This is a genomic window from Amycolatopsis silviterrae, from assembly GCF_042684085.1.
GTDB classification, from domain to species: domain Bacteria; phylum Actinomycetota; class Actinomycetes; order Mycobacteriales; family Pseudonocardiaceae; genus Amycolatopsis; species Amycolatopsis silviterrae.
In genome coordinates this window covers 713583-731475 of record NZ_JBHUKS010000004.1, presented here as the reverse complement: position 1 = coordinate 731475, position 17893 = coordinate 713583, and the positions used below count along the sequence as shown (strand labels likewise).

The following is a 17893-nucleotide window of genomic DNA, read 5'->3' as shown; positions in this document are numbered from 1 at the left end:
GGTCCCGGCCGGATCCTGGTCGCGGTGTACGCCATCTTCGCGCTCGCCGCGACGTCGCGGGCGGGCGTCCAGATCGGTACGAAGTTCCACGAGGCGCCGCTCGCGTACGTGTTGTCGGCCTTCGCCGCGCTGGTCTACATCCTGGCCACCGTCGCACTCGCCCGCGGCGGCCGGACGTGGTGGCGGATCGCGCTCGCCGCTTGCACGGTCGAGCTGCTGGGCGTGCTGACCGTCGGCACCCTGAGCATTTTCGACCGGAAGGCGTTCCCGGACGCCACGGTGTGGTCGGTCTACGGCCAGGGGTACCTCTTCATCCCGCTGGTGCTTCCGGTGATCGGCCTGTACTGGCTGCGCCGGAGCCGGGTCGCTGCCTGAGCCTTTCGCCGGAACAGTACGCGGAACTGTCCGTAGCGCCGAGGTCAGAAGAAGAACAGGTGGTCCCCGGCTACTTTCGCCGGTTCTGGTTCCCGCGCGCGGTGCCGATGATCGAAGGCCCCGTCCCCACCGGAACCGCGGCGACGACGCCGCAGAAACGAGCGACCATGCGTTTGCGCACCTGTTTCCTCGTGCTCGCTACCGCGCTTGGCCTAGCCGGATTCGCCGGTCAGGCCGGCGCTGCCAGCGGGCCGACCTCGACCCCGGCGATCATCGGCGGCGGCTACGCCTCCAACGCCCCGTGGGCGGCCCGGCTGTTCGTGAACGGCAGGCAGAACTGCACGTCCACGATCATCGCGCCGCAGTACATCCTCACCGCGAAGCACTGCGTCGCCTCCGGCGGCACGTACACCTTCCGCATCGGCAGCCTCGACCAGAGCAGCGGCGGCACGATGGCCACCGGCGCCGCGATCACGCGGTACCCAGGGGCTGCTGACCTGGCCATCGTGCGCCTGTCCACCTCGGTGAACGCGACGTACTCCCCGCTCGGTACGTCGGGTGACGTCCGCTCCGGGCAGACCGTGCAGGTGTACGGCTGGGGCGCGACGAGCCGCTGCGGTTCGGAGATCAACTGCCAGTCGCGGTACCTGAAGGTGGCCAACGTGCGCGTGAGCACGCCGCAGTGCAGCGACTACGAAGGCGGCGTCGCGGTCTGCGCCACCCGCATCGACGGCATCACGGCCGGCGGCGACTCGGGCGGCCCGATGTTCGCGTCCGGACGTCAGGTTGGTGTCGCGTCGACCAGTGACCGCCAGTCCAGCACCGCGTACACCAACATCACGCAGTACCGCAGCTGGATCTCGCAGGTCGCGGGCGTCTGACCGTTCGGCGTCTGATTTTGTCGGTGGTCCGGCCTAGTGTTGGGAGTGCGCACCGCTTCCGTTGCGCGTTGCGCGGAGGAGGAGAACGAATGCCCGACAAGCTGATCCCTGGGCCGGACCACCCGATCACCGTAGAGCCGAACCCCGCGCGGGTGGTGGTCAAGGCGGGCGACCGGACCGTCGCCGACACCACCCGCGCGCAGGTGCTGCGGGAGGCGAGTTATCCGCCGGTGCAGTACATCCCGCTGGAGGATGTGGATCTGGCGATGCTGTCGCCCACCGAGCATCGGACGCATTGCCCGTACAAGGGGGACGCGTCGTACTACAGCCTCACCGTGGTGCCGGACGGCGAGAACGCGGTGTGGGTTTACGAGGAGCCGTATGACGCGGTGGCTCCGATCAAGGGGCATGTCGCGTTTTATCCGGACCGGGTGGAGATTGAGGAGGTGGGTGGCTAGTCGTGCGTGGTTGCGCCGGTTAGAACCGGTATCGGCACTCACGAGACCTCGGACGCCCGGGATTCGCGGCCAGTCAACGGCACCGGTGGCTGGCCTTGGTGCGCGGGCGGGTGCTGGGCGGTGCTGGCCCCGGTCTGCGTGGATGCTGGCTCCGTGCTGGTCTCGGTCCGCGGCTGAGGGGCGTCCTCGGCTGATCTTTGGCCGGTGCTGATCCGGGTGTGCGGTGGGTGCTGGTTCCGTGCCGGTTTTGGCTTGCCGCGGGTGCTGATGTGTCCTGCCGTTTGCGGGTGCGCGGCGGGTGCCGGTTTTGGCCTGCTGCGGGTGCTGGCGCGTCCTGCTCCGACCTCCTCCGACCTGCCCCGACCCGCGGCTGACCCCGGGCCGGTGCTGGTCCGGGCCGAGCGCGGCTCAGCGGGCTCAGCGGGCGGCGGCTCCGTCGACCTCGAGCCACGAGGCTTCCCCGGCCTGGCGCAGCGCGTTCCACAGCAGGTTGAGCGGGTGGCTGTCCGGGTAGGAGGACCGTTCGCCTCGGCGGGCGAACACGCCGACTAGCAGTTCCAGTTTTGGCTCGATGTCGTCGACGAGGGTGATTGTGCGCAATCCGGATGCGGCGTGCAGGCGGTTTTCGCCTGCGGCCTCGCCTAGGCCTTGGGTGACGAGCATGCAGCCGCGGATCAGACCCGAACGGAGCAGTTCGAATCCGTATTGCGCGGAGTCGATCTCGGCTACGATGTCGAGCCGGTTGCGGTAGTCGGAGCCGAACCAGCCGTGCATAAAGTCATTGATCACGCCGCCGCTGGGGACGACGAGCGGCAGCGTCGGCAATTGACTCGTGGACACGGACTCGCCGGCGCGCGGAGTGTCCATATTGGTCAGGATGCCGAGTCCGCTGCGCCGCCACTCCAGCACGTCGACGGTGTCCAGCGCGTTGGTCGTGACGACGCTGCCGCAGACCAGGTCCACGTCCTTGGCCAGCAGGCGGTCGATCAGGTCCTTGGTGCGCACGTGCACCACGTTCAGCTCGATGTCGCGGGCGCGGAACTGCTCGGCGACGAGATCGCCGGCGTGCGCGAGGCTGCCGAGGGTGTAGCGGGTCGCGCCGACGGTCAATGTTCCGCCGAGTTCGCGGCGGCATTCGTGAATGGTGTCCAGCCATTCGGTGAGCGTGCGGCGAGCCTGTTGCGCTACGGCGCGTCCGGTGTCGGTAAAAAGAACGTCGCGGCCGCGTCCCTGGCGGTGCAATAATGGTTCTCCGCACAATTCCGAGAAATTGCGGTTGAGGGTGTCGAGTTGTTTCTGCACACTGGACTGGTCACGGCCGAGCGTGCGGGCCGCGGCGAGGGCGGTTCCGGTTTCCGCGACCGTGATCAGCGTGCGCAACTGGTCGAACGTCGTGTCCAGCAGTGCCGGTGACGAGCGCAGGAGCCGGCTGAGGACGTTGAACGACGGCGACCGGAACGGGCTGGGTGCGGACATCTGGCAAGGCTCGCCTTCTGCATTCACTTCTCGGACGACGGAGAGCGTAACCCGGCTCTCCTGATCTCGCGGCCAGTTAAAAAAATCTGCAGATTTTATCGGCGAACCAGTGGACGGCGCAAGCGGTCGGCGGGAAACTCCCTCACGCTTGATTCGATTGCTGATCCAAGGAGTTCGACAGAAGTGAGTTCGTACAGTTCCACCGGCGCGCGACGTTCCCGCACCCTGACCATCGGCGGGGGGCTGGGGCTGATCGGCGCGCTCAGCGGGCTGCTGTGGGGTGCGATGGTGCTGGTGCAGGGCGAGGGCCTGATCCGCCCCGCCGTGCAGGAATACTTGCAGAACGAAGGCCGCGAACTGGCCTCGAGCGGTCTGCTGACGGCAGACGACCTGACCGGGATCGCCATGTCGTCGTTCAACAGCCGCGCGGCGATCTGGCTGGTCATCGGCCTGGTGACCCTGGTGTCGGCCGCGATGGTGCTCGCCGCGCACAACTGGGCCCGGGTGGTGCTGACGGTGTTCGCGGTCTTCGGCATCGGCCTTGGCCTGCGCGACCTGATCGACCTGAACCCGCCGCTGCTCAACGCCTTCGACGCGATCGCGGTGCTGACCCTGCTGGCAGTGCTCGTGGTGCAGTGGCTGCCCGGGGCCAACCGTGCGGTCCGCGCCCGGAAGAACTCGGTGATCGCCCGCAAGGCGGCTGCGTTCGCGGTCTGAGGGCCTGGTTGAAGCTGGGGCGTCGCTCGTGAGGAAGCGGCGCTTGCGGGCGGGACGTCTGAGGGGTCGTGCCGCTCGCGAGGGATTGTTGGGGGCAGTTGAGGGGCAGAGCCCGGAGGCGGCTGTGGGGGGACGGCTGTTGAGGGCGGTCGTCTGAGCAGTTGAGAAGGTGGCTGTTGAGGGGCAGTTGCCTGGAAGGACTGTGCGGGCGGCTCTCTGGGGGCGACTGCTTGAGGGGGCAGCGCTTGAGGGAAGCGATGCCCGAGGGGAGTTCCGCGAGAGGGGGAGTTCCGCCTCGCCGCCTGACCCGCGGCGAGGCGGGACCGGGGCGCGGAATTCGGCTAGTCGTACCAGCGAGGCACATCTTCGCGCCGGTCTTGGGGGTTCGGCGCAAGCTTTCCGTGCCAGCTACTTGCTAAGCGCCAAGAGTCGGGGGCGTCGGACGCATTCCGGTTTCCGGGTCTACGGCGGTGCCGTCCTCGGCGAAGAGGTCGACGTCGAGGACGTACTTGCGTTGGTGCTCTTCGTCCTCCTCGCCCTTGCCGCGTTGGCCGCCGGGGGCTACCGCGCCGGGCGTGCCTTTTCCGCCGGTGGCACCACGTTCCGCGCTTACTCGGGAAGCCGCGCCTTCTCCGGACCGCGGGCCTGCTTCACCGCTGAATCGTCCGGAGCCGCCGCCTGGGCGTCCTCCGCTGCCAGGCCGTCCTGGACCGCCTTCGCCGCCGAGTTTGCCGGGGCCGCTGCCGGTCCGTGCGGAGCCGCCTAGTCGTTCCGAGATGCCGGATGCGCCAGGTCCGGCGATCGGGGTGATGCCGAAATCGTTCCCTGGGCCCGGTATTGCGGGAGCTTTCGTCCCACCGCGCCACGGGTTGTCCACAGTGGACCCAGAGGTCGGCGGTGGGGAGTATCCGGAGGCGCTCGTGTGGTCGTTCCCTGGCGCGGAGTGTCCCGGCCCGCTTGAGACGGGGGAGGTGAGCGGGGGAGAGCCGTGGTACGCAGTGCCCGAGCCGGACGTCGGGCCGGTTCCGGTCGGTGAGTGAAGGGAAGCCTCGGGGCTGGATTTCGTCGCGGTGGCGGGATGTTGCTGCTGGATGGTCAGGTCGCCGCCGTCGTAGACGCCGATTTTGCCGTAGTCGGCCTTCAGCTGCTGGGTGTTGCCCTGGCTTTCCGAGGTGAATTTCTCGTACGTCTCAAGGTTTTTCTGCTGTGCGCTGCCGTGCTCGGCGAGCTTGGAGAGGACGTCGACGTTCATCAGGCCCGCCGTGGGTGCCAGGTCGCCGGTGGGCGCGGGTGGGATCGACGTGATCTGGTTCCGCAGATTCTCGTGCAGGGCGATGCCGGTGGAGTGGGTGTTTTCGTTGGCGGAGAAGGCTTGATGCGCGTCGACCATCGAGGCGCGGACCTTGCGCAGCCGCTCGGCGACGAGATCTGCTCCTTCGCCGGTCCAGGACGATTCCAGCTTCGTCAACGTCCCGGACAGGTCCTGGCTCAGCGTTTCCTGCTCGGCGGCCAGTTCCCGCGCCGCGGCCGTTCCTTCGTGCCATCCGCTGGGGTCCGAGGCCTGTACCGCCTTGACGATGTCCTCGATCGGCACCGTCAGCTCTTGGTGCTGGTCGAGGTACTGCTTGATCGGCTCCCAGAATTTCATGTCACCGCCCGGCCTTCTGCTTCAGAGTGGTGACGACGTCATTGGCGACGTCGGCCGCGAGCGGGCACGGATCGGCCTTGTTCGCCTTGCTGTCGCGCGGTGCGACGTGCGCGAGGAAAGAGAGCCGGTCGGTGACGCCGACGTTGACGTCGCAGCTGCTCGAGAACGGGCCGGGGCTCGAACTGTAGGCGACCGCGGGGAAGCCTTGGATGGGCGGCAGCGCATCGAAGCGTTTCATGCGCGGCCGGACGTTGGCATAGGCGTTGCTGAGGCCGTCATTGTCGTTGCCGTAGAACGACACTCCGATGAATCCTCCGGACTCGGAGTTGGTCCACGTGCAACCGGGGACGGCGTCGTTGTCCGGTTTTCCGGGGATCTCGGAACCGAGTTGCTCTTTGATCTGTTCGGGGGTGAGAGCTTGGCACGGAGACAGGGAGAACACGTCGTCCGGGAGCGGGTTTTCGACCTTCGGCGCGCCGCCGTAGGGCAGGGTCCGGCCGGACGGCGAGGTGGTCGGCGTCGCGGTGCCGTCCGTGGGCGTGGAGCAGCCGGCCGCGAGGACAGCGAGGCCGAGCACCGCGATGATCGTGCGCAGATTCATCAGATTTTTCCTTGAGACCCGACTTCGGGATTCGTGCTCCGCATGGCCTTGGCCTGGTCCTGATCAGCCTGGCCGATCGCGCTCAGGGCCTTCTCGATCCGGTCGATCAATTCGGTGACGTAGGAAAGCTGCAGATCGATGTGCCCGCCTCCGTAGGAGAACGCGCCGAGCTTTCCGCTCCCGTCGCCGACCATGGCCACGTGCATCGCCATCGTCGACGGGTCTGTTGACGGAGGCTTCATTCCGCACAGCTTGGCCACCTTGTACTGCATCGCGTGCAACCTGTCCCGATACCCCTTCAGGTCGTGAAGGACCTGCTTCGCGAGGTCGACATCCAGGGAGAACCCGTCGCGCCGGGGCGCGGATTCCCACGGGTGAAAGATCGAGAACTCGACGTCCTCCCACACGCGAAGCCCTCCCCATGTTCGGTGTCGGCAAATGCAGACAGCTAACAAAGTAGCTGATCACTCACTGCCTGTGTGACGTTCTCCGAAATGCGGAAGTCGACTAGACATTAATGCTCTAGACGCAATTTCTATGGCAATCCGCGAACGGTGCGGAATGCCCAGTTCAGGAAGCCGACAAATGCCGTACCGCGGCTCGGTGGACGTCCGGGAGCAGGGGGTTCTCGTCGGCGCCTCGGCTGGCTACCACGATTTGGCACGGGTCGATTCCCTCGATCGCCACCGTGGCCAGGTCTGGGCGGGCGCGGATGCGGCAGTCGCTCAGCGGCAGTACCGCGACGGCCTGGCCTTCCGCGACCAGTTCCAGTTTGTCCTCGTAGCTGTCCGCGAGGGGAGGGGCGAGCGGTGCGGGGACACCGTTCGGGCGGGGTTCCAGGCGCCAGAACTCGCGCCAGGTCGTTGTGGGGCCGGTGCAGGGGACTACGGGTTCCTCGGCCAGGTCGGCTACGCCTACGGAATCCTTGGCGGACAAGGGGTGCTCGGTCGAGACCACCAGGACTCGTGGTTCGTCGCGGAGGACGGTGACGCGCAGGTCGTCCGCCGGGAAGGGGAACGGGAGGCGGGAGACCAGGGCGTCTACGCGGTGTTCGGGCAGCGCTGTCGTGTCGTTCCAGCGCAGGTGGCGGGTGCGGATCTCGGCGTCTGGGTGTTGGCGGCGCAGGTCGCGAATTACGGGGGTCACGATGAAGTCGTCGGTGTAACCCAGGGTGACGGTCTGCGGGGCCGCGGCGGCTTTCGCGGAGCGGCGGGCTACGTGGGCGGTGGCCAGTAGCTGCTGGGCGTGCGGGAGGAAGGCCTCGCCGGCCTCGGTGAGCTGGGTGCCGTGCCGGGTGCGTTTCAGCAGGTGGACGCCCAGTTGGTCCTCTAGGCGCTGGAGTTGCCTGCCCAAGGACGGCTGCGCGACGTGCAGTGCGGCGGCGGCTCGGCCGAGGTTGCGGTGTTCGGCGACGGCCAGGAAGTACCGCACCAGGCGCAGGTCGAAATCTGCGCTGGGGTCGAGCGGGCTGGTCACGAAATCCAGGCTACGCGTCCTGCGGTTCGGGCATCACGACCTGCGAAACGGGTCTTGGACGTCGGCGGGGAACGGTTCTTGACTGGAGTCATGAAGTACGAAGGCAAGCGGGTTGTAGTTATTGGCGGGACCAGTGGGTTTGGGTTCACGGTCGCGGAGCAGTTGGTGAATGAAGGCGCGCGGGTGATTGTCACCGGGCGTAAGCAGGAGCAGCTGGACAAGGCTGCGGTTGAGCTGGGCGAACGTGCCATCGCGGTACGTGGCGACGTTGCGTCGTTGGCGGATATCGACGCGCTGGCCGAGCGGGCGGAGAAAGAGTTAAAAACAGTGGACGCGCTGTTCGTGAATGCGGGGATCGCGAAGATGGCACCGGCGGCCGAGGTGAGTGAAGAGGATTACGACGAGTTGTTCGCGGTCAATGCCAAGGGGCCGTATTTCGCGGTCCAGAAGCTCGCGCCGCTGCTGAGCGAGGGCGGGGCGGTGGTGTTCACGACGTCGGTGGCGAACGTCCGCGGGCTGCCGATGATGAGCGGGTACGCCGCGACGAAGGCGGCGCTGCGTTCGATGACTCGCAGTTTCGCGACCGAGCTGCTGCCGCGGAGGATTCGGGTCAACGCGGTCAGTCCGGGGCCGATCGACACCGGGATCCTTGACCGTTCGCTGCCGCCGGAGGTCGCGGAGCCGACGAAAGCCCAGATGGCGGCGGAGAATCCGATGTCCCGCTTCGGGCTTCCGGAGGAGGTCGCGGCGGCGATGTTGTTCCTTGCCTTCGACGCCACCTACACCACTGGCGCGGAGTTGGCGGTCGACGGCGGCGCGTCTCAGCTCTGAAGCATCCGTCGCCATCCGTCGGCGGTGCAGTGGCACAGCTCGGCCGGGTTCACCGCGGCCGGGTCGAGCAGACACTGCAAGGCGATGCCACGAAGCTGTCCGGCGATGGCGACGGCGGTCTGCTCCGGATCGAGATCGGGACGGATGGTGCCGTCGGCGATGCCCGCGGAGATCTCTTCCCGCAGGTCAGCGCGGAAGGCGTGGTCGCGTTCGCGGAAGATCGGGGCCAGCTCCGGCGCGGTCATCGATTCCGCCCACAGCACCAGGAAAGCCCGGCTCAGCACGTCGGGTTCGCTGAGCTGTGCGAGGTAGCCGTCGATCAGCCGCAGCAGCCGGTCCAGGCCGGGCGGCAGCGTGTCCAGGCCGGGGACGAAGCCGGTCTGCGTGGTGCGGGCGAGTTGTTCCAGCAGCGCTTGTTTGCCGCCGAAATGGTGGGTGACCAGGCCGCGGCTGTACCCGGCACGCTCGCCGACGCGCGCCAGCGTCACGGCGCGCACGCCCTCCTCGACGACCAGCTCGGCCGCGGCTTCGAGCAGCGCGGCCGCGGCTTGGTCGCGACGTTCCTGCTGAGTGCGGCGCGGCGTGGTCACGGGAGCAGACTCTACAACATACTTGCCAGCTGACAAACAAGTATGGGTAGAGTGACGGTGACCAGAGGGAGGAAGTCCGATGACCGCAGTTTTCGTCCACGGCAACCCGGAGACTCCGGCGGTGTGGGAGCGCCTGCTCGCCGAGCTGGGCGACCGGCGCACCGTGTGCCTGTCCCCGCCCGGATTCGGCTCGCCGCTGCCCGCCGGGTTCGGCGCGACCGCCGTCGAGTACCGCGACTGGCTGATCGGCGAATTGGAGAAGTTCCCCGAGCCGGTCGACCTGGTCGGCCACGACTGGGGCGGCGCGCACGTGCTCAACGCCGTCATGGCCCGTCCGGAGCTGGTGCGCAGCTGGGCCAGCGACACGGCGGGGGCGTTCCATCCGGATTACGTCTGGCACGACCTCGCGCAGGGGTGGCAGAAGCCGGGCGTCGGCGAGGAATCCGTCGCGGCGATGTTCGGCGCGCCGGTGGAGGTGCGGGCTGAGCGGCTGGTCGGCGGCGGGATGCACGAGTCGGTGGCGGCCAAGGTCGCGGCGGGGATGAACGACGACATGGCCCGCGCGGTGCTGCCGCTCTACCGGTCCGCGGCGCAGCCGGTGATCGCGGAGTTCGGCCGGGATCTCGAACGCGCGGCGGAGCGTCCGGGGCTCGTGATCCTGGCGACTGAGGATCACTACGTCGGGACTGACGAGCAGCGGCGCGACTCGGCCGCGCGGGCCGGAGCGAAGCTCGCGGTGCTCGAGGGGCTCGGGCACTGGTGGATGACACAGGATCCGGTCCAGGGCGCGCGAATCCTCACGGAGTTCTGGGGATCCTGACCGCGGAACGGCTCAGGCACGCGCGACGAGGTGGAACACCCGGCTCAGCCGCCGGTACGGATCGCGTCGCGCGGCCTCCAGTTCCACCTCCGCGATCTCGGCGAGCTCGTTCTCGTCGGCGGCCAGGTCCATCCAGTCGGCGAACAGCCAAACCCCGTACCAGGCAAGGGGTTCCGCCCCTTGGCCGACGAGCAGCTGCGACAGGTCCGCCACGGTGTCCGCGCGCGTGTCCACGCCGAGGACGCCCCGCTCCCGGTGCGCGTCGAAGGCGACCAGTGCGTCGCTCCACCGTCCTTCCAGTGCGGGGAGGACGGCCAGCGTCTCGGCGTTGAGTGCCATCACCGACACGATCCCGCCCGGTGCCGCGCAAGCGCACAGGGCGTCGATCATCGGCACGGGATCGTCCACGTACATCAGCACGCCGTGGCACAGCACCGCGTCGAACTTCTGCCCGGCGACTGCCACGACGGCGTCCTCGCCGCGGCCGCGCACCAGCCGGACTCGCTCGCGCACCTCGGCTGGTTCGGCGGCGAGACGCTCCTCGGCCTTCGCGAGCATCGCCTTGGACGAATCCAGCAGGACGATGTCGTAACCCATACGTGCCAGCGGGAACGACTGATGTCCGGCCCCGCCGCCGACGTCGAGCACCGTGGCCGGCGGCGGGGGAAGGTGCGTCATGAGCTGCTGGTGCAGGACGTACGTGCGGACGCGGCCCTTGACGGACGCGTACGCGCCTTCCACGAAGGGACTCGCCAGCGCGGCCCAGGCGTCGGTCTCCATGCCGGTAATCTTCCGCCACGGCAGCTAGTGACGCGCGTCACATAAAGTCCATGTCCAGAATCCGCCCGCGCCTCCGACCACTCCCCGAAAGACCCCGAAACCACGAGGAGCAAGACGATGAAGTTCCTGATCAGCCTGCACATCAACCAGTCCGTCCTCGACGCGTTGACCGACGAGGAGAAGGAGGCGCTCGGCAACGGCGTCACCGCGTTCATGGAGTCGACGCGCAAGTCCGGCGAGCTGATCGCCGCACAGGCGCTGGCCGATCCGTCGCAGGCCGCGGTGGTGTCGGTCCGCAACGGGCAGCCGGTGGTGACCGACGGACCGTTCCTCGAGTCCAAGGAGTTCCTTGGCGGCTACTACCTGCTCGACGTCGAGAGCAAGGAGCGCGCGATCGAGCTGGCCGCGCAGGTCCCGGACGCCGCGATCGAGGGGCTCGGGGTCGAGGTGCGCCAGATCATGTTCTCGGAAGGACAATTGGACGCGTGACCGCTCCCGCTGTCGAGGACCTGCTGCGCGAACTCGTGCCGCAGGTCCTTGGCGTGCTGGTGCGCCGGTACGGCCAGTTCGAGGGGTGCGAGGACGCGGTGCAGGAGGCGGTACTCGCCGCTTCCCAGCAGTGGCCGGCAGAAGGCGTGCCGAACAATCCGCGCGGCTGGCTGGCGACGGTCGCGTCCCGGCGCTACGTCGACCAGCTGCGCAGCGATCAGGCGCGCCGCGAGCGGGAGCTGGCGAACGTCGTCGAGACCACGCCCGAGGTGCCGGACACCGACGACACGCTGCTCCTGCTGTTCCTGTGCTGTCATCCGGCGCTGACGCCGGCGTCGCAGACCGCGTTGACCCTGCGTGCGGTCGGCGGTCTGACCACGGCCGAGATCGCCGCCGCGTTTCTGGTGCCGGAGGGCACGATGGCTGCCCGGATCAGCCGCGCCAAACAGCGGATCAAGGCGGCGGGCAGTTCGTTCCCCGGTGCGGAAGGGCCGGAGCGGCTGGGGGTCGTGCTGCAGGTGCTGTACCTGATTTTCAACGAGGGCTACACCGCGTCCTCTGGCCGCGACCTGCACCGCGCCGACCTGGCGTACGAGGCGATCCGGCTGGCCAGGATGGTGCACGCGCAGCTGCCGGACGACAGCGAGGTGACCGGTCTGCTCGCGTTGATGCTGCTGACGCATGCCCGTCGTGCCGCTCGTACGACGTCGTCTGGCGATCTGGTGCCGCTGGCGGACCAGGACCGCACGACGTGGGATCGCGCCATGCTCGACGAAGGCACTGAACTGGCGAAAGCGTCCCTTGGCGGTTCGACGCTCGGCCCGTATCAGCTGCAGGCGGCCATCGCCGCGACGCACGCCGACGCGGAGACGGCGGAGGAGACGAACTGGCGGCAGGTGCACGCGCTTTACCTGATCCTGGAACGGATCGCGCCTAATCCGGTCGTGACGCTGAACCGCGCGATCGCGCTCGCCGAGACCGAAGGGCCGCGGGCCGGGCTCGCCCTGTTGTCTACATTGGACAGTGAGGAGCGGATGGCGCGGCACCACCGGCTGCTGTCGGTGCGGGCGCATTTGCTGGAGAAAGCCGGGGATCTGCCTGGCGCGTACGAGAACTACCGGCTGGCGGCCAAGGCGACGGCGAGTATCGCGGAAAAACGCTATCTGGAATCCCGGGCCGCAGCTGTCCGTGAGGGGAACCCTGAGGGAATCTGATTCCCTCAGGGTTCCCCTCACGGACTTCTGTCCGACCGGGTAGGTTTCGCTGGGTGTCCCGGACGTCCGCGAGCGTGCCTGACGAGGTCCTGCACGACTCGATCGTGGACCGGTTGTTCGCCCGCGCTGCCGACGAACGCCCGCTGTTCACCCACCAAGACCACACCCGCGGCGTCGAGCACACGCTGACGTGGGCCGAGTTCGCCGGAGGAGTCCGGGTGGTGGCCGGGGAATTGCGCCGGGTCGCGGAACCGGGCGAGCGCGTCGCGATCCTCGCCGGGCAGGAACTCGCTTATCCGCTGGCGTTTTTCGGCGCTCTCGCCGCCGGGATGGTCGCCGTTCCGCTGATGCTGGCCGGCAACCGCGCGCAGGCCGACCGGCTCGCCGGGGTCCTCGCCGACTCCGGCGCGCGAGTCTGGGCGACGTCGTCGGCGGTCGCGGCGAAGGTGCGCGAGTTCAGCGATCCCGGCGAACTCGTGGTGGTCGACGAGCTGTCCGGACCGGGTGTCGACCCGGTTCGGGTGGACCCGGAAAGCCCCGCCTACCTGCAGTACACGTCGGGTTCGACGCGCGAGCCGGCGGGCGCGGTGATCCCGCACCGGGCGATCGTCGCGGCCTGCTGGCAGGCGAGCCGTGCGTACGCCTCGGACGAGCGGACGACCTGTGCCGGCTGGATCCCGTTCTTCCACGACATGGGCCTGATCCAGCTGCTGTGCCTGCCCGTTTACGTCGGCGGCCGGTCGGTGTTCATGTCGCCGGCGGAGTTCGTGCACCGGCCGCAGCGGTGGCTGCGCCAGCTGTCGGACTATCCGGCCGTCTTCACCGCCGCCCCGAATTTCGCCTACGACCTGGCCGCCGACGTCGGCGCCGAGGACGATCTCGATCTCTCGGACGTCCGGGTCGCGCTCAACGGCGCCGAGCCTGTCCGGCCGCGCACGGTCGAGCGTTTCCACGAGGTCTTCGGCCCGCGCGGGTTCCGCGCGGAGGCGCACCGGCCGTCGTACGGGCTGGCTGAAGCCACTGTGTACGTCGCGAGCGCCGGAGAAGAAGGCCCGCGCGGCGCGGTGCTCGACCGGGAAGCGCTGGCGCAGGGCCGCGCCGTCGAAACCCCGGACGGCCAGCCGGTCATGTCGGTGGGACGGCCGGTCGGGCAGCTCGTCCGGATCGTCCACGACGGACACGAGCAGCCCGAGGACGAGGTCGGCGAGATCTGGGTGCACGGGCCGAACGTCGCGTCCGGCTACTGGGGCCGCGGCGACGCCGACTCGTTCGGCGGCGTCCTCGACGGGCTCGACGGCTGGCTGCGCACCGGCGACCTCGGCGTGTACCACCGCGGCGACCTCTACGTGACCGGCAGGCTCAAGGACCTCATCGTCGTCGACGGCCGCAACTTCCACCCGCAGGACCTCGAAGCCGCGGCGGGCGAGGCGCATCCGGCGATCCGGCGGGACCGGGTCGCCGCGTTCGGCGTCGCCGACGAGCAGGGCGAGGGCGCGATGGTGGTCGCGGAATGGGCGCGCGGGGCGGAAGCCGAGGTCAAAGACGTGACGCGGGCCGTGCTGCGAGCGGTGTCGAGGGCGCACGATCTTACCCTTCGCGCGGTACACCTGGTCCCTTCTGGCGGACTTCCGCGCACTTCCAGCGGAAAGGTCGCCCGGTCCGCCGCCAAAGCGCGTTACGGTGGCGTCCGTGGGTGATCACTGCGCCGAGGTCACGAAGGTCGTCAGCGACACCTTCCGGCTCGACCCGGCCCTCGTCGTGCCCGACGCTCCGCTGGAGGAGCTCGGCATCGACTCGAAGGGCCGGATCAAGCTCCTCGCGGCGCTGGAGATCTACTACGACGTGTCGATCGATCTGGACCAGCTCGATCGGTTCACCGACGTGGAATCCGTGGCGGACGTGCTGGCGGAGGCCCTGGCAACAAGCCGAGCTGAGGAGAAGCACTGAAATGAGCGGTGGGGGCGGGTACACCGCGACAACCGAAGCGTTGTCGAAGGCGTCGACCAAAATCGGTGACCTGGCGGAGAAACTGCTGGACGACAATCCGGACCTCGAGCAGTCCGAGCTGACCAAGGAGAAGTTCGGCCGGGTGCACCAGGCGCACGCCGACAAGTACCTCGAGGGCACCAAACAGCTGTGGGGAGCGGTCTCCGGCTACAGCAAGGCTCTCGAATCGTTCGGCACGAACATCAAGACCGCCGGGTCGGCCTACGGCCAGAACGAGGACAACCAGGCCGGGGCCATTAACCAGACCGGCAGCGGCGTGGACGGGATCCTCTGATGGCGGACGAAAACAAGCCCAAGACGTGGCCGGACGTCAAGAAGCTGCTCGACAACTCGGCGGTGCCGCCGGAGCTGAAGGACGGACTGCTCCGCGCGTGGGTGAACGAGCACCCGCATCCCGAGGGCGACGAGGGCAAGGACGTCGCGAAGTACATCAAGTCGTACGGGCGCACGTTCATTCCCATCCCGGACAATCCGTTCGCGATGCCGGGCGGTGCCCCGCCGCTCGACAAGGTCTACGAAGAGGCCCGGCAGAAGGGCCAGCAGAACAGCTACAACCAGGACGAGAAGAAAAAAGAAGTCGACAAGGGCAAGGGCGAACTCGACAAGAAGGCTCCGCCCGCCCCCGGCGAGGGCAAGGACGCCGGAGCCACCGGCACGAAGACGTCCGATGAACTCTTCGACCCCGCGGCGGCCGCGCTGCGGGTGTTCGAGACCTTCGGCGGGCTGCTCGAGAAGCTCCCCGACGACTGCAAGGGGAACACGCGCAAGCTCGACCTCGACAAGGACATCCGGGGACCCTTCGACGAGCAGCGCGGGATCAGCTTCGAGGGCTTCATCAACGACGCCATGCACTTCAAGCATGGTTCGGAAACCGTGAAGTCGACGCTGACCGAGACCGGGAAGGAACTGGGCACCCTGTTCCAGACCTGGACCGGGGCGGGAGCCGACGCGGCGTCGGACAAGTACAACGACAGCATCCAGAAGAAGGCCGCGAAGCTGGGGGACGACCTCAGCCACGCCAGCGAAGCGACGCTGGCCGCTACGAAGACGCTGTTCGACCTGTGCAAGGGGAAGGCCGACCAGGTCATCGCCCTGTACCGCGACCAGGTCGGCAAGGCCGACTACACGATGGCGCAGAAGGTCATCGCGGTCGCCAACGGCGAGCACGGCAGCGTCGACGACCTGGCCCAGATCGCCGGCTGGATGGACTACAACTTCGGCACCAACCTGGTCGACACCCTCAACGACCAGGGCTGCTGCAACGACGACGAGATCCAGAGCCACGGCAAGGACCTCGCCAAGCAGTGGATCATGAACCAGTTCAACCCCGACATGTGGGACACCATCTACAAGGGGTTCGAGAAGGCCTGCAAGGACGCCAAGGACCTGGTCGACAAGGCCTACGACGCCCTTGACAAGGAGATGGGCAAGCTCAAGAACAAGTTCGAGGGCGCCAAAGACGGCGGAGCCGGTGGGGCCGGCGGAGCCGGTGGCGGTCCGGGCGGGCCTGGTGGGCCTGGTGGCGGTGGTCCTGGCGGGGGTGGCCAGGGCGGCGGTCAGGGTGGCGGTCAAGGTGGCGGCCAGGGTGGCGGCGGCTACGGCGGTGGCACCGGTGGCGGTACTGGCGGTGGCACCGGCGGCGGTACTGGTGGGGGCACCGGGGGCGGGTCCGGTTCGGACAAGCCGCAGGGCGACCATCCCGGTGGCACTGGCGGCGGCATCGGTGGCGGTACTGGCGGCGGGTCTGGTTCGGGCGGCGGGAAGGTTCCCGACCTCGACGTTCCGTCCGGTTCGCCGGGCGGCGACAGCCTCGGCGGGGGCTCGGGCGGCGGTCCCGGCGGCGGTACTGGCGGCGGCGGGCCGGTGGACGGTCCGCCGATCAAGACCGATTCCGGCGGCGGGTCCGGTTCCGGCTCGGGCGGTTCAGGTCCGGGCGGGTCTGGCTCCGGTGGCGGAGGGGACAACGGCCAGTCCGAGGAAGAGGCCAAGCAGAAGGCCGAGCAGGAAGCCAAGCAAAAGGCTCAGGAAGAGGCCAAGCAAAAGGCGCAGGCCGCGATGGACGCGCTGAAGAAGGACTCGCAGGGCAGCCACGGCGGGGGCAGCCTCGGCGGTCCGGGCGAGCCCGGCGGCGGGGACAAAGGCCCTGGTGACAAGGGTCCCGACGGCAAGGGGCCGGACGACAAGGGCCCGGGCGACAAGGCTCCTGGCGACAAGGGCGGCGGCGGTTCCGGCGGCGGTGGGCCGGTGGACGGCCCGCCGATCAAGACCGACCCCGGCGGCGAAGACGGCAAGCCGGGCGACGGCAAGCCGGGTGACGACGACGGCAAGGGCCATGACGGCAAGCCCGGCGACGATGGCAAGGGCCACGACGGGAAGCCGGGCGACGACGACGGCAAGGGGCACGACGGCAAGCCCGGCGACGAGGACGGCAAGGGCCACGACGGCAAGCCGGGCGACGACGACCGGGATGTCCTGAAGGTCAAGCAGGGCGACAAGACCTTCGAAATGTCCGAGCCGGACCACGACGGCAAGATGGACATCAAGATCGGCGAGGGTGCCGGGCACGTCAAGGACTTCAAGATCGACTGGTCCGCCGACGACAAATCCGCGGCTGCGCACGGCGGCGAGGACGGGCACGGCAACCAGGTCCACCACCCCGGCGCGGACGGCAAGATCCACCTCCGCGACGGCGACACGAAGATCACCGCCGAGCGTCCGGACGGGCCGAACGGGCCGACTGTCGTCACGGTCGACGACGGCAAGGGCAACCCGACGACCTACACGCTCGGCGAGGAAGACAAGCCGCAGGACAGCACCGGCAAGCACCACGCGGGTGACGGTCCTGGCCAGCACGACGACGGTCCCAGCAAGCCCGCTGGTGATCACAAGGGACCCGACGGCCCCGGGCACGGCGGTGCCTCGCCCGGCAGCAGCCACCCCTCGCCGACGCATCCGATCGAGGGCGGACCCGGCCCGGAGATGTCGCACACCGGCGATCCGTTCGGCGGGCATCCCGCGGGTGCTCCGGGACATCCGATCGAAGGTGGCCCCGGTCCGGAGATCTCGCATTCCGGCGGTCCAGCGGGCGGTGGTCCGGGGGTGCCGCATCCGGGCGAACCGGCCCAGCCGCTGCACCACGGCGTTCCGGCCGGTGGCCCGGGTCCGGAGATCTCGCACAGCGGTGGTCCGGGCATCCCCGCTGGTGCCCCGAGCGCTCCGCTGCACGGCGGGCCCGTGGTCGGGGTCGACCACACGCCGATCGCCGGCACCAACACCGGCGGGTTCTCGCAGCCGGCGGGCGATCACCCAGGCGGCCCCGGCCAGCCAGGCCAGCAGGGGTCCGGCGGGATGCCCGGCATGGGCGCGATGGGCGGCGGCCACGGCGGTGGCGGCGGCGGTGGCGAGACCGAGCGGCGTGCGGCGTACCGGGTCGAGGGCGCGGTCTTCGACAACCTCGGCGAGCCGGCCAGCCGGATCACTGGTTCACTCGACGATGACGACGACGCGCCGATCATCCGGACCAGGTAGGA

General features: G+C 68.8%; 19 protein-coding genes. 12 read left to right on the top strand and 7 right to left on the bottom strand.

The window, feature by feature from the left end; genetic code table 11:
• The first annotated feature begins 12 nt into the window (after positions 1-12).
• The 3 genes from ACFSVL_RS07200 (at position 13) to ACFSVL_RS07190 (ending at position 1714) form a co-directional block, all read left to right on the top strand.
• Positions 13-375: a hypothetical protein gene (locus ACFSVL_RS07200; protein ID WP_378302014.1), complete on the top strand. Its 363-nt coding sequence runs from the start codon at positions 13-15 to the stop codon at positions 373-375.
• Positions 376-542: 167 nt separating this feature from the next.
• Entirely contained in the window at positions 543-1256 is a 714-nt protein-coding gene (locus ACFSVL_RS07195; protein ID WP_378302012.1) for a S1 family peptidase, read from the top strand.
• Between the two features lie 89 nt (positions 1257-1345).
• A complete protein-coding gene (locus ACFSVL_RS07190) occupies positions 1346-1714 on the top strand; it encodes a DUF427 domain-containing protein (protein WP_378301591.1) in 369 nt (122 codons plus the stop codon).
• 417 nt (positions 1715-2131) lie between these two features.
• Here the strand turns inward: ACFSVL_RS07190 and ACFSVL_RS07185 are convergent, their stop codons facing one another.
• The gene (locus ACFSVL_RS07185; protein WP_378301589.1) at positions 2132-3190 is read right to left on the bottom strand and encodes a LysR family transcriptional regulator; all 1059 of its coding nucleotides are present in this window, start codon (positions 3188-3190) and stop codon (positions 2132-2134) included.
• Between the two features lie 183 nt (positions 3191-3373).
• Here ACFSVL_RS07185 and ACFSVL_RS07180 point away from each other — a divergent pair, with 183 nt between their 5' ends.
• Positions 3374-3907, top strand: coding sequence for a hypothetical protein (locus ACFSVL_RS07180; RefSeq protein WP_378301587.1), 534 nt, complete (start codon positions 3374-3376; stop codon positions 3905-3907).
• Positions 3908-4322: 415 nt separating this feature from the next.
• On the opposite strand, the gene ACFSVL_RS07175 is transcribed toward ACFSVL_RS07180, so the two are convergent.
• From ACFSVL_RS07175 to ACFSVL_RS07160, 4 genes are all read right to left on the bottom strand, one after another.
• Positions 4323-5555, bottom strand: a complete 1233-nt coding sequence (locus ACFSVL_RS07175; RefSeq protein WP_378301585.1) for a hypothetical protein — start codon at positions 5553-5555, stop codon at positions 4323-4325.
• Between the two features lies 1 nt (position 5556).
• Positions 5557-6156 carry a DUF3558 domain-containing protein gene (locus ACFSVL_RS07170; RefSeq protein WP_378301583.1) on the bottom strand — a complete coding sequence of 200 codons (600 nt, stop codon included), beginning with the start codon at positions 6154-6156 and terminating at the stop codon, positions 5557-5559.
• A complete protein-coding gene (locus ACFSVL_RS07165) occupies positions 6156-6563 on the bottom strand; it encodes a hypothetical protein (RefSeq protein WP_378301581.1) in 408 nt (135 codons plus the stop codon). The genes ACFSVL_RS07170 and ACFSVL_RS07165 overlap by 1 nt, the downstream gene beginning before the upstream one ends.
• Before the next feature lie 163 nt (positions 6564-6726).
• A complete protein-coding gene (locus ACFSVL_RS07160) occupies positions 6727-7632 on the bottom strand; it encodes a LysR family transcriptional regulator (RefSeq protein ID WP_378301579.1) in 906 nt (301 codons plus the stop codon).
• Positions 7633-7722: 90 nt separating this feature from the next.
• Here ACFSVL_RS07160 and ACFSVL_RS07155 point away from each other — a divergent pair, with 90 nt between their 5' ends.
• Positions 7723-8463 carry a glucose 1-dehydrogenase gene (locus tag ACFSVL_RS07155; protein ID WP_378301577.1) on the top strand — a complete coding sequence of 247 codons (741 nt, stop codon included), beginning with the start codon at positions 7723-7725 and terminating at the stop codon, positions 8461-8463.
• Here ACFSVL_RS07155 and ACFSVL_RS07150 read toward each other — a convergent pair.
• Positions 8454-9053 (bottom strand): TetR/AcrR family transcriptional regulator, encoded by a 600-nt coding sequence (locus ACFSVL_RS07150; RefSeq protein ID WP_378301575.1) that lies wholly within the window; start codon positions 9051-9053, stop codon positions 8454-8456. The two genes, ACFSVL_RS07155 and ACFSVL_RS07150, sit on opposite strands and share 10 nt — an antisense overlap.
• 79 nt (positions 9054-9132) lie before the next feature.
• Between ACFSVL_RS07150 and ACFSVL_RS07145 the strand changes: the two genes are divergently transcribed.
• Entirely contained in the window at positions 9133-9873 is a 741-nt protein-coding gene (locus ACFSVL_RS07145; protein WP_378301573.1) for an alpha/beta fold hydrolase, read from the top strand.
• 12 nt (positions 9874-9885) lie between these two features.
• Here ACFSVL_RS07145 and ACFSVL_RS07140 read toward each other — a convergent pair whose 3' ends face one another.
• Positions 9886-10653: a methyltransferase gene (locus ACFSVL_RS07140; RefSeq protein WP_378301571.1), complete on the bottom strand. Its 768-nt coding sequence runs from the start codon at positions 10651-10653 to the stop codon at positions 9886-9888.
• Positions 10654-10770: 117 nt separating this feature from the next.
• Between ACFSVL_RS07140 and ACFSVL_RS07135 the strand changes: the two genes are divergently transcribed.
• Genes ACFSVL_RS07135 through ACFSVL_RS07110 form a run of 6 tightly spaced genes read left to right on the top strand, consistent with a single transcriptional unit; the run spans position 10771 to position 17891 of the window.
• Entirely contained in the window at positions 10771-11142 is a 372-nt protein-coding gene (locus ACFSVL_RS07135; RefSeq protein ID WP_378301569.1) for a YciI family protein, read from the top strand.
• A complete protein-coding gene (locus tag ACFSVL_RS07130; RefSeq protein ID WP_378301567.1) occupies positions 11139-12356 on the top strand; it encodes an RNA polymerase sigma factor in 1218 nt (405 codons plus the stop codon). The genes ACFSVL_RS07135 and ACFSVL_RS07130 overlap by 4 nt, the downstream gene beginning before the upstream one ends.
• 53 nt (positions 12357-12409) lie before the next feature.
• Positions 12410-14053, top strand: a complete 1644-nt coding sequence (locus ACFSVL_RS07125; RefSeq protein ID WP_378301565.1) for a fatty acyl-AMP ligase — start codon at positions 12410-12412, stop codon at positions 14051-14053.
• Positions 14046-14303: an acyl carrier protein gene (locus tag ACFSVL_RS07120; RefSeq protein ID WP_378301563.1), complete on the top strand. Its 258-nt coding sequence runs from the start codon at positions 14046-14048 to the stop codon at positions 14301-14303. Before ACFSVL_RS07125 ends, ACFSVL_RS07120 begins: the two co-directional genes overlap by 8 nt.
• A gap of 1 nt (position 14304) precedes the next feature.
• Complete coding sequence (locus ACFSVL_RS07115; RefSeq protein ID WP_378301561.1) at positions 14305-14637, top strand: hypothetical protein; 333 nt, start codon at positions 14305-14307, stop codon at positions 14635-14637.
• Positions 14637-17891 (top strand): hypothetical protein, encoded by a 3255-nt coding sequence (locus ACFSVL_RS07110; protein ID WP_378301559.1) that lies wholly within the window; start codon positions 14637-14639, stop codon positions 17889-17891. Before ACFSVL_RS07115 ends, ACFSVL_RS07110 begins: the two co-directional genes overlap by 1 nt.
• The last annotated feature ends 2 nt before the right edge of the window (positions 17892-17893 follow it).

What these genes read in the sequence shown, in the direction of transcription:
- ACFSVL_RS07110 (WP_378301559.1), top strand. Translation starts at nt 14,637, where the DNA reads ATGGCGGACGAAAACAAGCCCAAGACGTGGCCGGACGTCAAGAAGCTG.
- ACFSVL_RS07185 (WP_378301589.1), bottom strand. Translation starts at nt 3,190, where the DNA reads ATGTCCGCACCCAGCCCGTTCCGGTCGCCGTCGTTCAACGTCCTCAGC.
- ACFSVL_RS07140 (WP_378301571.1), bottom strand. Translation starts at nt 10,653, where the DNA reads ATGGAGACCGACGCCTGGGCCGCGCTGGCGAGTCCCTTCGTGGAAGGC.
- ACFSVL_RS07170 (WP_378301583.1), bottom strand. Translation starts at nt 6,156, where the DNA reads ATGAATCTGCGCACGATCATCGCGGTGCTCGGCCTCGCTGTCCTCGCG.
- ACFSVL_RS07175 (WP_378301585.1), bottom strand. Translation starts at nt 5,555, where the DNA reads ATGAAATTCTGGGAGCCGATCAAGCAGTACCTCGACCAGCACCAAGAG.
- ACFSVL_RS07195 (WP_378302012.1), top strand. Translation starts at nt 543, where the DNA reads ATGCGTTTGCGCACCTGTTTCCTCGTGCTCGCTACCGCGCTTGGCCTA.
- ACFSVL_RS07135 (WP_378301569.1), top strand. Translation starts at nt 10,771, where the DNA reads ATGAAGTTCCTGATCAGCCTGCACATCAACCAGTCCGTCCTCGACGCG.
- ACFSVL_RS07145 (WP_378301573.1), top strand. Translation starts at nt 9,133, where the DNA reads ATGACCGCAGTTTTCGTCCACGGCAACCCGGAGACTCCGGCGGTGTGG.
- ACFSVL_RS07155 (WP_378301577.1), top strand. Translation starts at nt 7,723, where the DNA reads ATGAAGTACGAAGGCAAGCGGGTTGTAGTTATTGGCGGGACCAGTGGG.
- ACFSVL_RS07190 (WP_378301591.1), top strand. Translation starts at nt 1,346, where the DNA reads ATGCCCGACAAGCTGATCCCTGGGCCGGACCACCCGATCACCGTAGAG.
- ACFSVL_RS07115 (WP_378301561.1), top strand. Translation starts at nt 14,305, where the DNA reads ATGAGCGGTGGGGGCGGGTACACCGCGACAACCGAAGCGTTGTCGAAG.